This is a genomic window from Paenibacillus maysiensis (assembly GCF_000520815.1).
Classification (GTDB): domain Bacteria; phylum Bacillota; class Bacilli; order Paenibacillales; family Paenibacillaceae; genus Paenibacillus; species Paenibacillus maysiensis.
This window is the reverse complement of record NZ_ASRY01000216.1, coordinates 1-17,689: the sequence shown is the minus strand read 5'-3', so window position 1 is coordinate 17,689 and position 17,689 is coordinate 1. Positions and strand designations below refer to the sequence as shown.

At 44.2% G+C, this 17,689-nt stretch carries 19 protein-coding genes; 15 read left to right on the top strand and 4 right to left on the bottom strand.

What is annotated here, in order from left to right; all coding sequences use genetic code 11:
• Positions 1–125: 125 nt before the first annotated feature.
• The 8 genes from L696_RS0115765 to L696_RS0115725 all read left to right on the top strand — a co-directional run bounded on the left by L696_RS0115765 (position 126) and on the right by L696_RS0115725 (position 8,593).
• Positions 126–1,367: an HpcH/HpaI aldolase/citrate lyase family protein gene (locus tag L696_RS0115765; RefSeq protein WP_025684508.1), complete on the top strand. Its 1,242-nt coding sequence runs from the start codon at positions 126–128 to the stop codon at positions 1,365–1,367.
• A 52-nt stretch (positions 1,368–1,419) separates the two neighbouring features.
• Positions 1,420–2,766, top strand: a complete 1,347-nt coding sequence (locus L696_RS0115760) for a phosphoribosyltransferase family protein (protein WP_025684507.1) — start codon at positions 1,420–1,422, stop codon at positions 2,764–2,766.
• Entirely contained in the window at positions 2,763–3,914 is a 1,152-nt protein-coding gene (locus L696_RS0115755) for a cysteine protease StiP family protein (protein ID WP_025684506.1), read from the top strand. Before L696_RS0115760 ends, L696_RS0115755 begins: the two co-directional genes overlap by 4 nt.
• Positions 3,911–4,747 (top strand): HAD family hydrolase, encoded by an 837-nt coding sequence (locus tag L696_RS0115750; RefSeq protein WP_025684505.1) that lies wholly within the window; start codon positions 3,911–3,913, stop codon positions 4,745–4,747. The genes L696_RS0115755 and L696_RS0115750 overlap by 4 nt, the downstream gene beginning before the upstream one ends.
• Positions 4,748–4,764: 17 nt before the next feature.
• Positions 4,765–5,796 (top strand): ATP-grasp domain-containing protein, encoded by a 1,032-nt coding sequence (locus tag L696_RS0115745; protein ID WP_025684504.1) that lies wholly within the window; start codon positions 4,765–4,767, stop codon positions 5,794–5,796.
• Between the two features lie 58 nt (positions 5,797–5,854).
• Positions 5,855–6,535: a hypothetical protein gene (locus L696_RS0115740; RefSeq protein WP_025684503.1), complete on the top strand. Its 681-nt coding sequence runs from the start codon at positions 5,855–5,857 to the stop codon at positions 6,533–6,535.
• A 97-nt stretch (positions 6,536–6,632) separates the two neighbouring features.
• Positions 6,633–7,733 (top strand): toxic anion resistance protein, encoded by a 1,101-nt coding sequence (locus tag L696_RS0115735; protein ID WP_025684502.1) that lies wholly within the window; start codon positions 6,633–6,635, stop codon positions 7,731–7,733.
• Positions 7,734–8,047: 314 nt separating this feature from the next.
• The gene (locus L696_RS0115725) at positions 8,048–8,593 is read left to right on the top strand and encodes a hypothetical protein (protein ID WP_025684501.1); all 546 of its coding nucleotides are present in this window, start codon (positions 8,048–8,050) and stop codon (positions 8,591–8,593) included.
• 106 nt (positions 8,594–8,699) lie between these two features.
• On the opposite strand, the gene L696_RS29640 is transcribed toward L696_RS0115725, so the two are convergent.
• On the bottom strand, positions 8,700–8,888 hold the full coding sequence (locus tag L696_RS29640) for a hypothetical protein (RefSeq protein WP_025684500.1): 189 nt from the start codon (positions 8,886–8,888) through the stop codon (positions 8,700–8,702).
• Between the two features lie 33 nt (positions 8,889–8,921).
• Here L696_RS29640 and L696_RS31495 point away from each other — a divergent pair, with 33 nt between their 5' ends.
• Positions 8,922–9,080: an NADPH-dependent FMN reductase family protein gene (locus tag L696_RS31495; RefSeq protein ID WP_209440975.1), complete on the top strand. Its 159-nt coding sequence runs from the start codon at positions 8,922–8,924 to the stop codon at positions 9,078–9,080.
• Between the two features lie 252 nt (positions 9,081–9,332).
• Here L696_RS31495 and L696_RS32375 read toward each other — a convergent pair whose 3' ends face one another.
• A complete protein-coding gene (locus L696_RS32375; RefSeq protein ID WP_209440974.1) occupies positions 9,333–9,476 on the bottom strand; it encodes a hypothetical protein in 144 nt (47 codons plus the stop codon).
• Positions 9,477–9,952: 476 nt separating this feature from the next.
• On the opposite strand from L696_RS32375, the gene licT reads away from it, so the two are divergent.
• The 3 genes from licT (at position 9,953) to L696_RS0115700 (ending at position 14,375) form a co-directional block, all read left to right on the top strand.
• Entirely contained in the window at positions 9,953–10,786 is an 834-nt protein-coding gene (gene licT / locus L696_RS0115710) for a BglG family transcription antiterminator LicT (RefSeq protein WP_025684499.1), read from the top strand.
• Between the two features lie 220 nt (positions 10,787–11,006).
• On the top strand, positions 11,007–12,914 hold the full coding sequence (locus L696_RS0115705; protein WP_049827409.1) for a beta-glucoside-specific PTS transporter subunit IIABC: 1,908 nt from the start codon (positions 11,007–11,009) through the stop codon (positions 12,912–12,914).
• A 24-nt stretch (positions 12,915–12,938) separates the two neighbouring features.
• Entirely contained in the window at positions 12,939–14,375 is a 1,437-nt protein-coding gene (locus L696_RS0115700; protein ID WP_049827408.1) for a glycoside hydrolase family 1 protein, read from the top strand.
• Positions 14,376–14,453: 78 nt separating this feature from the next.
• On the opposite strand, the gene L696_RS0115695 is transcribed toward L696_RS0115700, so the two are convergent.
• Entirely contained in the window at positions 14,454–14,831 is a 378-nt protein-coding gene (locus L696_RS0115695) for an EthD domain-containing protein (RefSeq protein WP_025684497.1), read from the bottom strand.
• 194 nt (positions 14,832–15,025) lie between these two features.
• Between L696_RS0115695 and L696_RS0115690 the strand changes: the two genes are divergently transcribed.
• Positions 15,026–15,544: a helix-turn-helix transcriptional regulator gene (locus L696_RS0115690; RefSeq protein ID WP_025684496.1), complete on the top strand. Its 519-nt coding sequence runs from the start codon at positions 15,026–15,028 to the stop codon at positions 15,542–15,544.
• A gap of 264 nt (positions 15,545–15,808) precedes the next feature.
• On the opposite strand, the gene L696_RS0115685 is transcribed toward L696_RS0115690, so the two are convergent.
• Positions 15,809–16,378 carry a TetR/AcrR family transcriptional regulator gene (locus L696_RS0115685; RefSeq protein ID WP_177235816.1) on the bottom strand — a complete coding sequence of 190 codons (570 nt, stop codon included), beginning with the start codon at positions 16,376–16,378 and terminating at the stop codon, positions 15,809–15,811.
• Between the two features lie 219 nt (positions 16,379–16,597).
• Here L696_RS0115685 and L696_RS0115680 point away from each other — a divergent pair, with 219 nt between their 5' ends.
• Positions 16,598–17,245, top strand: coding sequence for an NAD(P)-dependent oxidoreductase (locus L696_RS0115680; protein WP_025684495.1), 648 nt, complete (start codon positions 16,598–16,600; stop codon positions 17,243–17,245).
• A gap of 43 nt (positions 17,246–17,288) precedes the next feature.
• On the top strand, positions 17,289–17,689 hold a 401-nt coding region (locus L696_RS0115675; protein WP_025684521.1), incomplete at its 3' end, for a DsbA family oxidoreductase.

The window sequence follows — 17,689 nt, the reverse complement described above, 5'->3', positions numbered from 1 at the left end:
ATTTCTTTTATACCCGAGGCACAGGGCTTCAGTCAGGCAAGAAAGAGCAAGAGGAGGAGAAGGCCCTGAAATATTTTAATGATTTGACCTCTGAGGAAGTAGAAGCGATCTTTTGTACTCCACCGTTGGAGTTTCATAACCGTTCTCCCAAAAGTATATTGGCTTATGCGATAGGAGCAGCTTTGTACATGCCTGCTACCCGCTCGGAAGTAGCGGTAGAGATCAAAAATGGAAAACATGAAGGATTGACGACAGTCATTCTGGATTTGGAGGATGCTATAGGGGATCAGCAGGTCGGACAGGCGGAACAATCGCTGGCGCAGCAACTGCATCAATTATTGTCGTATGTACGGACAGGTGCGATGAGTGAACAGAGTTTGCCGCTGCTGTTTGTACGTGTGCGATCTGTGGAACAGCTCGAACGGCTACTGAACGGGTTAGGAGAATCCTTGACACTGCTGACGGGCTTTGTTTTGCCCAAGTTTTCTTCTGACAATGGACGAGCATATTTTGAACTCATTGCCGGATATAACCGGGGGAAGCGCACGGGTACGGAGGTCGAAGGGGAAAGCGAAGCTGTTGCTGGAGATGACATCAACACTAACGCTAAGGCTGAACGGAATATCCCTGTGTTGTACGGATTACCGATTCTTGAAAGCTCCAACATCATTTACCGGGAAACCCGCTGGAATGAGCTGCTGTCGATCAAAGAGATTTTGGACGAGTATCAGGAATATGTGCTGAATGTACGAATTGGGGCAACTGATTTTTCCAGCCTGTTTGGCTTGAGACGTAGCCCGGATATTACAATCTATGAAATTGCCGTCATTCGGGATTGCATCGCTGATATTATCAACCTGTTTGGACGCGTAGACTCGGATTATGTCATTTCCGGTCCGGTGTGGGAATATTTCTCCCATCGGGAACGTGTGTTTAAGCCTCAATTAAGAGTATCACCCTTTGAGGATACATTAGGTAAGCAGGGACGCAACCTGCGGATGGACTTCATTTCAGATGCGATGGACGGACTGATCCGAGAGGTCATGATGGACAAGGAAAATGGCATCATCGGCAAAACGATCATCCATCCTTCCCATATTAAGTCGGTACAGGCCATGTACGCAGTGACACATGAGGAGTATATGGATGCCCTCGCGATTGTGGAGCGTAATGACGGTAGTCTGGGTGTATTCAAAAGCACCTATGCCAACAAAATGAATGAAATTAAGCCGCATTTAAATTGGGCTCATCGTATTATAAACAGATCAAAAGTATACGGGGTGTTACATGAACAACAACATTTTGTCAGTCTCTTACCCAATCACGAAAACACATTTGCTGCCTATTCTGGAGCAGTTCAGCGTTAAAATTACGGAAACACATAATCCATTCCGCCTTCCTGTGGACAAGCTGTTTGCGATGGCGGCGCGGGTGAACAAGAAGCGTTCGTTTTTGTTTGTCAGCAAGGTGCTAGGCAAGCATATTCCGGTAAACCCATACACCTCTTTGTTGAGTGGAGCGGCACTTGCGATACTGCTGTACAAGGAGCTTGTCCCACAGGCAGGACAACAGATGGACGAGCTGATCGGAGAGGCCGTGAGAGGACTTCTAGACCCGGACTATGCGAAAGAGGCCTACCGAAAGCTGATGGATGAGCGTTTGGCTTTTTCTTTTTCGGAGCCGATCAAGTTTGTTGGTTTTGCCGAGACGGCTACAGCACTGGGACACAGCATGTATCGGTTGTTTGACGATGGTGCCTCGTATATCCATACGACGCGCGAGGATATTCCGGGCCTTCGGCCGGTCATTCGTTTTGAAGAAGAGCATTCGCACGCTGTTGATCATCGGTGCTATGCGCTGGATGAGAATGCATTTGCGGGAGACGGCCCCATTGTGCTGGTAGATGATGAAATTACGACGGGCAAAACGACCCTTAATATCATTCGGGATATTCAGGCACATTTTCCAAGAAAGCAATATGTGATTGCTTCGTTATTGGATTGGCGGACAGACAGCGATGAGCAGGCTTTTACCGATCTGGAGGCAGAGTTGGGCATTACGATTACGCCTTTAAGCTTGCTCAAAGGAAAGATTGAGGTACAAGGAGTGCCGATGCTGGATTACGCAGAATACGCTGGGCGAGTTGGGCACGCAGAACATGCTGCTACTAGCATAGCAGAGGATACGACAGACGCTTCTGGAATAATTGACCACTGTTTTGAAGAGGATGCGTCTGATTTTGAACGGGTAGTACACAGCTCGATGTCAACGGACGGATACGCCAATAAGGCTGCTTATTTGAAATATACAGGTCGTTTCGGCCTGCAATCCGCCGATAATACTGCGTTGGATGCGGAAATTACGCGTACTGCGGAACGATTGAAGAAGCTTCGTTCAGGGCAGCGCACCCTGGTGATGGGTACGGGGGAATTTATGTACATTCCGATGCGGATTGCAGCGGAGCTAGGCCCGAATGTGTATTATCAGTCGACGACGCGCAGCCCGGTTTACCCCCATCGTGAGGAAGGATATGGCGTAGTTTGTGGTGTGCCTTATCCCTCACCTGATGATGGGACGATACGCAATTTTATTTATAATGTTGATCCTGGTCAGTATGACGAGATCTTTGTGTTGATCGAAAGGGAGTCGGTCGCGCAGCGAATGCAGCCCATGCTGGATGCTTTGACCCGTCTTGGCTGCGACCAAGTGCATGTCGTTTATTTTAACCGATTAACTGGGCAGGAGAGTAAAGGAGCACGGATATGAAGCAGACACTCATTAAGCAAATACAACAGAAGAACATTCATCCGCCCGAGCCGTTGGGGAGCTATCCTGCATCGGATGTTACTTTTTTATTGAAGGATTTGAGCCGCGTTACGTTGGAAAAAGGGACGGAGGATCGTGAAGAGGCGATTCAGTCGGGAGTCCATTATTCAGAAATGCTTCCGGTGGAATATGAGCCTACAGCGGAGTATATTGCGTTGTTTCACGAAACGCTTGCTCAATCGGCCGAAAAAGTCGCGTTGGCCGCAGCTTCTGTGGCTGAAATGATTGTGAGAAAAAGGGGCCTGAACACGGCAATTGTTTCGCTTGCCAGAGCAGGAACGCCCATCGGTATCCTGATCAAGCGGTATATTGATTGGAAGTACGGCGTTTCCCTGCCGCATTACAGCATTTCCATTATTCGCGGCAAAGGCATTGACCGGAATGCTATTTTGTATATTTTACAGCAGCATGGGCTGGATATTGAACTCCAGTTTGTCGATGGCTGGACGGGAAAAGGGGCGATTCGGCAGGTGCTGATCGAGGCTTGCCGTGAGATGAACGCGGATTACGGATTGCGCCTGAATGATGATCTGGCGGTGCTGGCTGATCCGGGTAGCTGCTCGGATACCTTCGGTACACGGGAAGATTATTTGATCCCGAGCGCTTGTCTGAATTCGACCGTATCTGGTTTGATGAGCCGGACGGTATTGCGCGACGATCTGATAGGTCCGGACGATTTTCATGGGGCCAAATTTTATGAATCCTGGCGGTCGGTCGATCAGTCCAATACGTTTGTGGATACGGTTTCCGGTTACTTTCAAGACGTGGCTGAAGCTGCCGTTGCGTATGCTGGACAGATGACATTGAATCCACCTGCGGTGACGTGGCAGGGCTTACGGGATATCGAGGCGATTCAAAAGGCTTTTGGTATTCGGGATATCAATCTGGTCAAGCCCGGTGTGGGAGAGACGACCCGTGTACTGCTGCGTAGGGTGCCGTGGAAAATTCTGATTGACCGTGAGGATAATCCGAATCTTCAACATATTATGCTCCTGGCAAAGGACCGGGGAGTGCCTGTCGAGGTGTTTGAAGGTCTGACCTATTCCTGCTGCGGGATCATCAAGCCGCTTAAGGGAGGACAAGAATGATCTACGCAAGTGACCTGGACCAGACGCTAATTTACTCCAAACGTTCGCTTGGCGTGCCGCTGGAGTCCCCTGGGCTGCTGCCTGCGGAACACATTGAAGGGGCAACGGCGGCGTTTATTTCAACACAAGCCCTCCAACTGCTAAAGACGCTGCCAAAAGACGTGATGTTTATGCCTGTGACGACCCGCACGATGGCACAGTATAGACGAATCACGGTGTTTCAAACGGAGCTGGTTCCGACGTACGCCGTGACCAGTAATGGCGGTAACATCATCGTCGGAGGCGAGGTGGATCGGGAGTGGAATCGGAGTATCCACGAACAAGTACGCCGAGATGGTGCCAATGCGGAAGAAGCACGTCAGGTGTTCGGACAGGTGCTGCATGAAGACTGGGTCGTAAACGAGCATTTTTGCGATGAGCTATTTTATGCTTTCATGATTGAACGGGATCGTATGCCGCTGGAACAGGTGCTGGAGAAGGCGCGAATCATGCGTGAAATGGGCTGGGAGGTATCCATTCAGGGGCGCAAGGTGTATCTGGTGCCTGCGGCTGTGAATAAACAGGCAGCCGTGGAGCATATCCGTAACCTCACGGATGGAGGTCCTGTTGTAGCGTCCGGCGACTCTTTGCTGGACCGTTGTCTGCTGGACTATGCCGACTATGCGATTGCTCCACGTCATGGCGAGCTGTACCGGGAACAGCTGCGGGATAAGCTGGAGGTCAATTACCGTTTTACGGAAGTGTCGGGGGCTTATGCAGCGGACGAAATCATGGCGTATGTTCATGAAATACATCGGAGTGTGTTTGCAGCTCGAACTTCATTTTCAGAATAGATAGGGGACGTGGCTCTGTGAAGAAGGTCAAGGTATATTTTAACCGCTGGTTTTCGGTGGCGTATCATTATATGAATGCTATTCGTAACAATGAGGACGGTATTCCGTTCGAGATCTATGCGACGCACTCGGACCCGCAGCATATGGCATTACAGGCCAGTGATGTAGCTGAAGTAGAGCCGCGTACAAGTGGTGTGGAGTACGCACAATTTTGCGCTGATTTTTGCAGGCGTCACGGAATTGATGTCTTTATTCCACGGTGGAATATGCTCGATATTAGCAAGAATCTTCATCTATTCGACGAAATTGGGACGAAGGTCATCGTATGCCGGGATACCGAACTGTTGGAGCAGTTGATGGAAAAGGATTTATTTTACGAATCCATTCGCCAAAAGGACATCGTCACGATTCCCGATTATGCCATTGCCAGCAATGCAGAGCAGTTTAAACAGGCTTATGAGACGTTAACGGCACGCGAGCATAAGGTATGCTTCAAGCCATGTAATGCAGAGGGTGGAATGGGCTTTCGCATCATCGACAATGAACGTAATCCGCTGGAGGAGCTGTTCGGCCATGCGCTAAACCATATCTCGTTCGAGGAGGCACATCGTGTATTGTCATCCACAGAGTCGTTCTCCAACCTGATGGTGATGGAGCTGCTGGAGGGCTATGAATACAGTATTGATTGCCTGGCTGACCGAAACGGAAAGCTGCTGGCAGCAGTTCCGCGCAGGAAGGCGGGAGGGCGGTTACGGTTGCTGGAGCACCATACCGAGCTGCTGGATGTGGCGCATAAGGTCGCTGAGGCGTATCACATTCCGTACAATTATAACATTCAGGTAAAATATAACGGCGAGCGTCCCAAACTGCTGGAAATCAATCCACGGATGTCCGGGGGGCTGCATGTATCATGCTTGTCCGGCATCAATTTTCCTTATCTGGCGGTGAAATCGGCTTTGGGTCACGAGGTCGGTCCGCTTCATCCGCAATACGACATTTTAGCCAGTCATATCGAGCAGCCAATCACCATACGTAAATCCTTACATTGACACATGTAGAGTATATTTTCTACAATATGGTAAGGGTTTACGTCAGGAGGTACAAGCTATGACGTCAAAAATGTGGGGAACCACGATTGCCGTGGCCAGCTATCTGATTGCGCTTTTGCTGAGCTTTTGGTTGCCATTTTTTGTGTGTTTGGCGATTCCGATCATTGGTTTAGGGGGATACAACGTCGTTATGGCTATCCGCCATCCCCGACCCAATCTGACGGGTTCCGTTATTCCGGTAGTACAGGGGCAAGCTGCTGAAACACAGAAGATTGAAAAGGAAGCCTCGGAACCATCGAAGCCTATGACTGGAAGACCACGCTTACCAGACCAGGTGAGCAGCGAATTTGCTCAGGTTATGGAGTATCTGGAGGTATTGGAGGATATGGTAATCTCCGAGGGGCAAAAGGATGCGCTCGATAACGAGATCGTCGAGAAGGCATTGGCTCTGTTCGCACGTTTACAGCGGGTGATTCCGCTTTTGCATGAATTAAATAACAGCGAAGTAAACCACACCGTTCGGAGATTGATTTTGAAGGACCTGAACGGACTGATTAATCCGTTTCTCCGGCTCAGCGGTGATTCCAAGCGAACCAACCGGAGAACGTTATTAAACGGCTTGCGGGATGTGGATAGCAAAATATCCGTGATTGTATCCACGGTGGAGCACAAGGATCTGATGGAATTACAAAGCAAAGCCGAGCTGATTCACCAGCGGTACAGCAGTTCCGAATTGTAGGCTATTTTTATGAAAATAAAAAAAGCAGCATAGCTGCCCTAAACAATAACTATTAGCCTTTGGATAACTGTTATTGTTTAGGATAGGAGGTAGCGTTATGGCGACCCCATGGGCTGAATTGAAAAAAGAAGACGAACAAAAGGTGACTGAGGAGGCTTCACAGCTCATTCAGAAGGTGTCACAGAGCGATGTCATGAGCCTGGATACCTTAATGGACGACATCGGGAAGCTGGGGGTAAAAACGCAGGAGCGTGCGGGACAGACTCTTAAAATGCTGGATCGTCCGGTGAACGATCTCATGTCCGGCGACCGGGCCGAGGTATCGAACATGATCTTAAAGCTGCGGGATGAATGCGAAACGCTCCAGCAGAGCAAAAATGTGAGCCTTTTCGGCAAGCTTCTGCGGAAAAGCCCGTTGAAGAACTACATTTACAAATATCAGTCGGTCAAAACGAACATTGAGCAAATCATTACGGCCTTGAGAGACGGTAAGGATAATCTGGAAGAAAACATCGTCAGTATGAGACAGTTGAAAAAGGCTTCCATTGAGGAAATCTACAATTTGCAGACGAAGATCGCCTTTGGCAATCGGTTGAAGGAGCTGTTCGAGACTGAGATTGCCAAGCCGGAGAATGAAACGCGGAAGCCTCATCTGGAACGGGGACTGCGCAAGGTGGTTACTCGCACGCAGTCGATGACCGAAATGATTTTACTCTACAATCAGGCGATTGCGGCCACGGATATCATTAATGATAATAATGATAAACTGATTGATTCCGTAAATAATGCCATTGATAAAACATCGAATCTGATCACTGTATCGGCTATGATTGCGATGGCACTGGCGGATCAGGACAAAATCATTTCAGCCGTGGATGCCACGAATCGTACGATTGAGAATCAATTCAAGGAAAATGCCAAGCTTCTCAAAACGACGACCGAGAGAACGACGGATTTACTTAGCAAGCCTTCAATGTCACTGGAGGCTGTGAATCAGGCGATTGGGGATTTGGTATCTGCTTTGGATCTGTCCGAAAAATCCAACCGTCAAATTATTGAAAGCTGTCATGATTATACGAGCAAAATGACGGCAATCAACGCCAACCTCAGCCAACGTTTGGGGATAGAAGGGAAGGAACAGCCCAAGAGTTTGAAGGATAACGATTCTTCCGAAGGACTAAGCTCGTTTCTGAACTAACTTTGGAGTACAGCTTATATCGAATGACGCCGAAAGGCGTCTTTTTTGGTTTGGGGGCAGCAAATAAAGGACATGATGATCATACATAGCAATCTCGTGCATAAACTCTTAAAAAGTGAAATAACAAAGGAGAGAACGAGCGTATGATGTCCTTTATTATGGGATGTGTGATTGTCTATCTGCTTGTAGCTGCCAGTAGCGAAAAAGCCGATTCTATCGTGGAATTAAATGATTCTTGAAATAAAATTTTTTATTGAAAATCATGCATTTTCTGATAGGATAGAGTTAAATATTGGAATCCCAAAGGAGAATGCATGCTGGAATTTTCATTTGAAATCATCGACGAATCGAAAATCAACATTGTGTATCAGTATGGAAGCAGCAGCTTTAATTTCAATTTATTTTTTAATTATGGTGTGTGGACGCTGCATCCCTTTGACGGGATTCTGTTGCAGAACAAGGAAATGTGCCGTCTGATCGTGGCGGACCTGTTTAAGAACAAGGATTTTCATGTCATGCTGGTACGGGAAAATATTTTGTTGTCAGCCTTGCGCACCTCTATTGATCTCAATCCTGAAACCCGGGGAGAGCGATTTCAAGAGCAGGAGCCAGATGAGTTGTCTGAATTTGCCGAGGCACACAGCTTTGAAGATGTGCTGCATATGGAGCAGGATTCCATCCGCAAGCGTATCGAATTTTTCCAGAACATCATTCAAAAAATGTATATGGAAGGATTCGGCCCGGAAGACAGCGACTTTAACAAGGTACAAGCTATGATCCGAATTTACAAAGATGCGCATGACCAACTCGGAGATTTGAGCGACTTTCCCCTGAGAGGCGACGAACGCCGCAGATGGTAGACTTAAGGAAAACAAAAAGAGAGTCCCGCGAATAAACTCCGCGGAGCTCTCTTTTCCTGTGTTATCTATCTTGTCAACATAATGAATCACGATGGGCACTGTCTGTTTAGTCATCACTACCCAAAAGATACTGATATTTTTCGGATTCATTGCGAATATCGGCGGCAAGCTCTTCATATTGGGTTGAAAGAACGATAGTACGGATACGTTGCGCTTCCGGATCTTTTGGCTCCAGGAACCCTTCTTCAATCCACTTTTTAATCTTTTCTCTTACCGTCCGTTCACCAGCGTCCAATAGCCTACAAATCTCAGTTATTGAGGCGGCATTTTGCTTGAATCGGTTAAACCAGTGAAGATGAATCTTGGCCTTTTCGGAATTCAAACTACCGAGGTTATTATTGAAGGACATAATCAGTACAAGGATCGTGCAGAGGTGATTGTAAAAGAAGGACTTCAAGAAGTGGCCAAAGTAGCATCAACGTTCTAAGACACTTTCCAGGAGGGCTTCACCTGTTTGGCGCCAGCGGCTCTATTGGTCAGATGTTGATACGGCAAGCACTTTAGAAATGTGCTCTTGCAAGGCCTATGTACGCAAATCTGCGAGCCTATTCTAGAAAATAAGAATTATAATTTTGCAAACACTATTCAAATGTAAAGGCAGCCGATTATCGGCTGCCTTTACAAATTCAACGTGATCTTCGCTCCCAACCCATGTAAAAGATCCAATGAAGCATGGCGGTTAGTCAGCCCCGTAATGATGTTTAATTCCTCTTCTGGACAGTGCGATAAATTCCTCCAGCCTGTCCTCCCAAAGGTTCCCCCGATAATTGGGATCAAAGGAGGTGAACTGCCCATTAGCCTTCGCTTCGTCCAATAAAGACAAATACGTTTCCCGGAATGGATCGGTGAGCAAGGCCGTTGCCGAGCCAAAATGCAGAATGGCAGCAACTAACTATGACTTTCGGAGGATGATATTAAGAGTGGTAAAAAAGTTTATCTCATACTGCTGGACAGGCGAGAAATATATACAGTCGGTCTTGGACCTAGCCACTAGGTTAGTAGAAAAATCTGGCGTTGACGTAATCCTCACCAGGTGGCATGGAGTGTTGCAACATATGGTTTATAGTATTCCTATTAATTGTCTCTTATTTGTCTGAGAAGTCTTATTTTAGCCAAACAAATCATGTCCGTAGGTAAGTAAAGCACAACAAAAATGTTGATGGCTACACAGCATTACATTAAATTTGATAATTGACGTTCATTTAAGCAAAATGTTAGAATCACATACAATTCAGACAAGCACAGTGGTCAATGGAGACTTGTCTTTTTTTATGCTTTTTGAACATTGGGGGGATATTCATGTTGATTTCAAGAGTGATCAACAATAATGTGATCACGGCGATGAATGAAGACAACAAGGAATTGGTGATTATGGGCTTAGGGATCGCTTTTCAAAAGAAAAAAGGCGACACCGTTGATAAGTCCAAAATTGAGAAAGTATTCAGCCTTGAGAATAAGGAACTTACCGATAGACTAAAGACGTTATTAAACAAAATATCGTTGGAGATTATGTCGCTTACAGAAGATATTATTAACTATGCTATGCAGAAAACGAATCGAAAACTGAATGAAAGCATATATATTTCGCTTCCCGATCATATTAATTTTACAATCGAACGTCATCAACAAGGGATAGATATTCATAATGCACTCCTTTGGGAAATAAAACGATTCTATAGATTGGAATTTGGAATCGGCATGGAAGCTCTGTCCATAATTAAAGAGCGTCTTGGTGTGGAACTCCCTGAAGATGAGGCTGGCTTTATTGCCCTCCATATCGTTAATGCTCAAATGAACGAAAATGTACCTGAAGCGGCAAATATCACAAGATTAATTAAGGAAATCCTAAACATTGTTCAATATACATTCAGAATTGATTTGGATGAAGAATCGCTTAACTACTTCAGATTCGTAACTCATCTCAAATTTTTTTCCCAGCGGATGTTTAATAAAATTATGACGGAAAGTAAAGATGAGGAATTGCTAAATATTGTGAAAGATAAGTATAAGCCATCTTATGAATGTGCCTGGAAAATCAAAGAATACATCAAGCTAAGCTATGATTATCTCTTAAACAAGGACGAATTACTCTATTTGACGATCCATATTGAAAGAGTGGTCAACAGGAGTTGAGATCTTCACACCTGATGTAAGCGTTGACAGATTCCAAAGTACGTGCTAAATTATGCTCATATTCACAAAACGAATAATTCTTTAGGATAAGTAGGATTGTAACTGCTTCGAGCAGGCAAGACCTAAATTCTAACGAACTTACGACTACCGCGGGGCGTAAGTTGGTTGAATTTGGGTCTTTTTTGCTTCCGTTTTTCATTAAAATCCCGGGGGGATCAGCATGAGCAATCAGAAAATTGCACAAGAAATACTGCCTTTATTAGGTGGAGAAGAAAACGTAAAAGATGTAACTCACTGTGTAACTCGATTGCGTCTTACCCTTAAAGACAATGAGAAAGCAGACAAAGCTGGTATTCAGGCTATACAGGGTGTTATGGGAGTGACAGTCAATGGGGGGCAATTTCAAATTATTGTTGGGGATAAGGTATCCGATGTTCACAGCGAATTTGTAAAATTGCTGGGTAACCGTCAAGTTTCGGATGATAGTAGTTCTGCATCAAGTTCGAAAGGCTTCAAAGGGATTATCAATTCCTTCTTTAATGTCATCTCAAGTATTTTTGCTCCAATCATTCCAGCAATCATCGGGGCGGGATTACTTAAAGGGATTATCACATTACTCTCATCTTTTGAACTCGTATCTTTGGAAAGTAGCACATACAAGTTGCTATCTATATTCGCCGATGCGGCATTTTATTTCTTGCCTATCCTTCTTGCTTTTAGTACGGCGAAAAAGTTTAATGCCAACCAATATGTCGCTGGGGCGATTGCGGGTGTTTTGATTCATCCTAACTTAGGTGCTCTTTTGAACGGTGAATCACCTGTCACCCTACTTGGCATCCCGATTACTTCAGTCATATACGCATCGTCTGTATTACCCATTATTCTGGGCGTGTGGTTTATGTCTTATGTGGAAAAGATTTTAAAACGTATCATTCCTAAGGTTCTTCAGTCTATCTTTTTGCCACTGCTTACATTGTTCATTGTTTCTTCTATCATTCTCATTGCGCTTGGACCTGCTGGAACACTCATAGGAAATGGAATTGCCGTCGGATTTATTTCACTATACATGAACTATGGATGGCTAGCGGGGCTTCTTCTCGGAGGATTTTATCCGCTGATTGTCATCACAGGTATGCATTACGGGTTCTTGCCAGTCATGTTCCAATCCCTTTCTAAGTATGGTGTTGACTATATAATGGGGATTGCAGTTGCAGCCAACTCGGGTCAGGCAGGGGCGACTCTTGCGGTATATTTGAAAACCAAGAACAAAGAATTCAAGGCTGTAGCTGGAACAGCAGCACTGAATGCCATTATCGGGATTACCGAACCTGCTCTTTACGGTGTAACCGTTAAGTTAAAAAAACCATTGATCGCAGCTGCTATTGCTGGAGGGCTGGGCAGTGCAATAATGGGATGGTTTAAAGTTGGTGCCACGGGAATTGGTACCGGGCCGATTGCAGGGTTACCATTTTTCTTCGGTTCCACATTCCTGTATTTCTTGATCGGCTGTGCAGTTAGTTTTGTTGTTGGTTTTGTTCTGACGCTCATTATTGGATTTGAAGATATTCCAGAGAGAAAAGAAGCTGCAACCGTCTCTTCGAATAATACAATTACAGGGACGATAGAGAGTGATCCTAAAGCACCCGTAACGGTACAATTTAATAATCCAGATCGTGTTCAACCTATTCTTAGTCCTATTCATGGAGAAGTGGTAGAACTCTCGCAAGTCAGTGATCCTGCCTTTGCAGCTGGTATGATGGGCAAAGGGATTGCAATTAGACCCACTACAGGAAGAGCGGTGTCACCTGTCAAAGGTACGGTCGCGACTGTTTTCAAGAAGAAACACGCCATTGTTGTTGTGGCTGACAGTGGAGCAGAAATATTGATTCATATTGGCATAGATACCGTTAAACTGAACGGTCAACATTTTGAGACTCACGTTGAAGTAGGTCAACATGTTGAGGCTGGCGATCTGTTGGTTGAGTTCGACATAGAACAGATTAAAAAAGCTGGCTATGACACGGTAACGCCTATTATTGTAGCTAATTATAATGACTATATCGATGTTAATGCAAAATCAATCGGAAGTATTGATGAAAAAGATCCTTTAATGAAGGTAATCGGATAAAGAAAATTTGGAGGGTGAAAAACAATGGATTTTACAAAAAAATCGGTCAATGAAATTAAAACGTCGGGGGATTTATTCCCCCCTGACTTTCTCTGGGGCGGAGCCGTGGCTGCGAATCAGATCGAAGGTGCATATCTGGAGGATGGTAAGGGATTATCTGTCTCAGATGTGTTGTCGGACGGAATATTCGGTCAGATCCTGGATAAGCCTGATGGTGAATATCTCAAACACAAGGCCATTGATTTTTACCATCGTTACCCCGAGGATATCGCATTGTTCGCAGAAATGGGGTTCCGAACACTAAGAACTTCTATAGCGTGGACCCGGATTTTTCCGAATGGAGATGAAGCCATTCCTAACGAAGCAGGTCTGGAATTTTATGATCGGTTATTTGATGAACTGCTCAAATACGGAATTCAACCATTAGTTACACTTTCTCATTATGAAATGCCTCTTGGACTCGTCCATAAGTACGGTGGCTGGTCTAATCGAGAAGTGATTACTCTTTTTGAACGTTTTTCGAGAGTTGTTTTCGATCGGTATGGGGACAAAGTAAAGTATTGGCTGACATTCAACGAAATTAATATGATGCTTCATGGTCCTTTTATTGCAGGAGGAATTTATCCTGATCAGGCAACTGAGCAAGTAACTTATCAGGCTATCCATCATCAATTCGTTGCAAGTGCTTTAGCAGTGAAGGCTTGTCATGAAATTATTCCTGATGCTCAGATCGGGTGCATGATAGCGGGTGGCCCAATGTATCCTCTTACACCTAAACCAGAGGATGTGTTGGAAGCCATGCGTAAAGACAGGGAGAATTTCTTCTTTGCAGATGTGCAAGTCAAAGGTAAATATCCTGGGTATATACTGCGTTATTTCAGAGAATCCAATATTGATCTCGATATCACAGAAGAGGATCTGAAGACACTTAAACACACGGTCGATTTCATTTCTTTTAGCTATTACATGAGTTACTGTGCAACGACAGATCCTGAACTTAATGAGCAATCCAGAGGCAATATTATGAGCGCGGTTAAAAATCCGTACCTTTCAGCTTCCGAGTGGGGTTGGTCAAACGATCCAAAGGGATTGCGCTACACGTTAAATCAGTTCTATGACAGATATGAAAAACCTTTGTTTATTGTCGAGAATGGCCTAGGCGCAATAGATGTCCCGAATGAGAAGGGGATTGTTGAGGATGACTATCGGATTGATTATATCCGCGAGCATCTTGTGCAAGTCGCAGAAGCGATTCAAGATGGAGTCGAGGTCATGGGATACACTAGTTGGGGATGCATAGACATCGTAAGCAACTCCACCGGAGAGATGCGTAAACGTTATGGCTTCATTTATGTCGATCGTCACGATGATTTATCGGGAACTTTTGAGAGAACACGAAAGAAGAGTTTCAATTGGTACAAAGAAGTCATCGCTACCAATGGAAAAATCATTACAGAGTAGAGGTAAAACAGCCGAAACATGTTCCATAACGAATGGAGGTGTTTCGGCTGTTCCAAATTTAATGTTATGAACATGAATTTAGAGGACTTGCCGAGGGATAACAGGCAAGCTGATCATGGTCTCAGTATCTATAAATTTTAGTGTATCTTCATCCACTAACAAACCTTGCGGCGAAACCCAAGCTGCCTCTGCTACAGCTGCATTTTCGAAGATGTATAGCGAAACAGCATCATAGGGTGCTTCGTCGGGGACATAAGCCCCATCTCCCTTCCCCGGTTTACGAGTAGGATGCTGCCGATAAGAAATAAGCCCCGGAAGCTTGGTAGCAAGAGGTCCATGAGTGAATTCATAATGATAGCGAAACTCTTCAAGTGACATCCCTGGTTTTCTTCGGAACACAAACATGATGCTATGTCCTTTTTCAGGATATACATTTAACTCTTTTATACTTTCCATTATGGTTTAGCCTCCTCGAGTTAGTTTATTTAACATATGGTTATTATAGCAATGAAAATGAACATCCTAATAGTGTCTTAATCTAGAGTTTTATGGTGTAAATCAAGTTTTGTTTGGAATGTGTACCGTTTCACGTTATGTTTTATTCCATAAAACTATTCGTATACTTCGAGCATAAAAGGGGGAAGGAACTCATGAGTGTTCTTCTTATACAAATAGACGAGAATGATTTCATGAAAGTGAAGGAGCTGATCACAAGGAATTATGCAGGAGCTAAAGTCATTACTGTGAATCAGTTGCCCGGGGATACGGATTGGCTTCTAAGTATGACAGAAATACCTGATCTTTTGGATAGACTTATCAATACAGCTGGGGAACCTGCGGTGCAACGCGTTTTACATTATATAAACTGTCACTTTAGAAGATCATTAACGTTGGAGGAGGTATCTTCTGAAGTCCATTTGAATCCAGTCTATTTCAGTCAGTGGTTTAAGCAGAAGACCGATTGTGGGTTTAAAGAATACATTACTTATATTAGACTTCAGGAGGTACGACACTGGCTGCTAAATAGCGATCACACCATCAACTGGATCGCTGAGTATGTGGGGTATCAGGATACAGCACATCTATCTAAACTATTCCGCAAACATTTTGGTTTGGCTCCAGGGATGTATAGACAAAAGATAAGAAATGAACGCCAAGCATCGAGATAGTTCATTTTCAAAAAAGTATTTGAGGAAAAGGGTCGCCAAGCTCAGGATTTGGCATGGGTCCTCTAACATATTTCATTAAGCATATAGGTGTTCAAGGAAAATAAAGTATTCTTTGGGGGTCTTATTAAGAAGAAGGACGATTAGTAACTATGCAGAATTGTGATACCTAATTTTTTCATACTCGTTGAGAACATCGTGTAATACATGATGTTCTCAAATAACTTGTTTTCGCTAAACTATAAGTTAAAAAACGGGTTATCTCGCTTATGAAGGGTATACCTGATTCCTTTTAAACAATCCCCATACCTGTTCGGCCATGTATTTCGGTGAATGTGGCATGTTATTTATAATCCACCATTCGATTACCCCAATGAATGCAAAGGCCATAAATTGCGTGATCAATAGCTTGTCATACCCCTTATTAAGGTCCTCCATATTGACTTGGTCTTTTATATTCCCTGTCACGATCTCCAACATATGCTCCCGAAAAGCAGGGATTCCTTTATTCGAAAGCATGGAAGCGAAAAACGTATGGTTCTGCTCAAAGTATTGAAAAACAGGTAACAAAGAATGGATGAAATCAACCTTTTCCTGATTTGGATCGGTTGAGATGCAAACGGAGATCATTCTGCTCAAATGCTCATCGATGCATTTGTTAAGAAGATCGTATTTATCGGTGTAGTGAAAATAAATGGTTCCTCTGTTAACATTCGCCCGATCCGCAATCTCATTAATAGTTATTTCTTCAAAGTCCTTCTCCGAGATCAAACCTATAAATGCATTAAATATGGCTGCCTTTGTTTTTAATATTCTTCGATCGATTTTAACTCCCATAATGTATAGCCCCCAGAAGATATTTAACAAATCAGTTGAATCCGTTGGATATAAAACAAAAATCACTTTATTGGCGATTGAAGTAATCATCATAACCCATATAATAATAACCAACGGACGATATATATTCAACAAAAGTTCGATAAAGTTTTGCTGTAACCTAAATGTTCATTGGGTCAAAAGAGCAATCTAACAATAAAATATCGAGGTGATCAACTAATGAACATAACGCTTTTTGGTGGTAGTGGTGCAATTGGGAAAATTTTGACTGAGGTAGCAATTCAAAACGGGGATAACGTTACCCTTTATGCTAGAAATGCGGGGAAAATTGGACAGAAACATGAGAGGCTAAATGTTGTCGAAGGTCAATTATCTAATCAAAACTTGGTGGAACAAGCACTATCGAATGCTGATGTCGTCATTAGCACATTGGGACCCGCACTCGATACGTCCAGAAAATTAAAAGGTACCCCTGTTGCGGATGGTCATGAGGTTATTGTAAATGCGATGAGAAAGTTAAATAAGAAACGACTCATTACACTTGCTACTCCAACCTTGAAATCTGATAAGGATCGGAATTCGATTGCCACAGTTGTACCGGGAATTATGGCCAAGGTGATGTTTCCGAATGGTTATAACGAATTGAAAAAGCTTGAGAAAATCATCAAGCGATCTTCTTTAGACTGGACAGTAGTTCGGATTATTAATCCAAATGTAAGGCATAAGGAAAACGTTCATTATGCTTACTCGCTAGGCGATCAGCCAGCCAAGATGGGGGTATCTCGAGAAAATATCGCTAAATTTATGTATCATGCAGCTTCCGAGTCATCCTTAATTCATCAAATGCCGATTGTATACAACAGTTGAGAAAGGATTCGATCTGTTTATCAAGTGAAGGGAGAGGAACGAAATGAAAATAGAGATTTGGTCGGATATTGGCTGCCCATTTTGTTATATCGGAAAACAGCGTTTCGAGGACGGGCTGGGGCGGTTTGCATCCAAAGATAAAGTGAATGTGGAGTACCGGAGCTTCCAGCTAGATCCTTTTGCCGAGAAATACCCAGCTTACGATATACACGACTTGTATGTTTCAAAGCATGGTGGCAGTAGAGAAGAAGCCAAGGCCGTGCATAAACAATTTGCCCAACAAGCGAAGGGTGATGGAGTGGATTTTCAATTTGACCGAATAATCCCTACTAATTCGCTCGATGCGCATCGATTGATCAAGTTTGCGGGTACCTATGGCAAGAGTGCGGAAGTGTTGGAGCTTCTGTACAAAGCATATTTCACAGATTCCAAGCATATCGGCGA

Excerpts from the sequence above, each read along its gene's own strand:
- L696_RS0115760 (WP_025684507.1), top strand. The coding sequence starts at position 1,420 with ATGGCGGCGCGGGTGAACAAGAAGCGTTCGTTTTTGTTTGTCAGCAAG.
- L696_RS0115750 (WP_025684505.1), top strand. The coding sequence starts at position 3,911 with ATGATCTACGCAAGTGACCTGGACCAGACGCTAATTTACTCCAAACGT.
- L696_RS0115735 (WP_025684502.1), top strand. The coding sequence starts at position 6,633 with ATGGCGACCCCATGGGCTGAATTGAAAAAAGAAGACGAACAAAAGGTG.
- L696_RS0115755 (WP_025684506.1), top strand. The coding sequence starts at position 2,763 with ATGAAGCAGACACTCATTAAGCAAATACAACAGAAGAACATTCATCCG.
- L696_RS0115685 (WP_177235816.1), bottom strand. The coding sequence starts at position 16,378 with ATGGGAGTTAAAATCGATCGAAGAATATTAAAAACAAAGGCAGCCATA.
- L696_RS0115695 (WP_025684497.1), bottom strand. The coding sequence starts at position 14,831 with ATGGAAAGTATAAAAGAGTTAAATGTATATCCTGAAAAAGGACATAGC.
- L696_RS0115725 (WP_025684501.1), top strand. The coding sequence starts at position 8,048 with ATGCTGGAATTTTCATTTGAAATCATCGACGAATCGAAAATCAACATT.
- licT (WP_025684499.1), top strand. The coding sequence starts at position 9,953 with ATGTTGATTTCAAGAGTGATCAACAATAATGTGATCACGGCGATGAAT.
- L696_RS0115705 (WP_049827409.1), top strand. The coding sequence starts at position 11,007 with ATGAGCAATCAGAAAATTGCACAAGAAATACTGCCTTTATTAGGTGGA.
- L696_RS0115740 (WP_025684503.1), top strand. The coding sequence starts at position 5,855 with ATGACGTCAAAAATGTGGGGAACCACGATTGCCGTGGCCAGCTATCTG.
- L696_RS0115690 (WP_025684496.1), top strand. The coding sequence starts at position 15,026 with ATGAGTGTTCTTCTTATACAAATAGACGAGAATGATTTCATGAAAGTG.
- L696_RS0115700 (WP_049827408.1), top strand. The coding sequence starts at position 12,939 with ATGGATTTTACAAAAAAATCGGTCAATGAAATTAAAACGTCGGGGGAT.
- L696_RS0115680 (WP_025684495.1), top strand. The coding sequence starts at position 16,598 with ATGAACATAACGCTTTTTGGTGGTAGTGGTGCAATTGGGAAAATTTTG.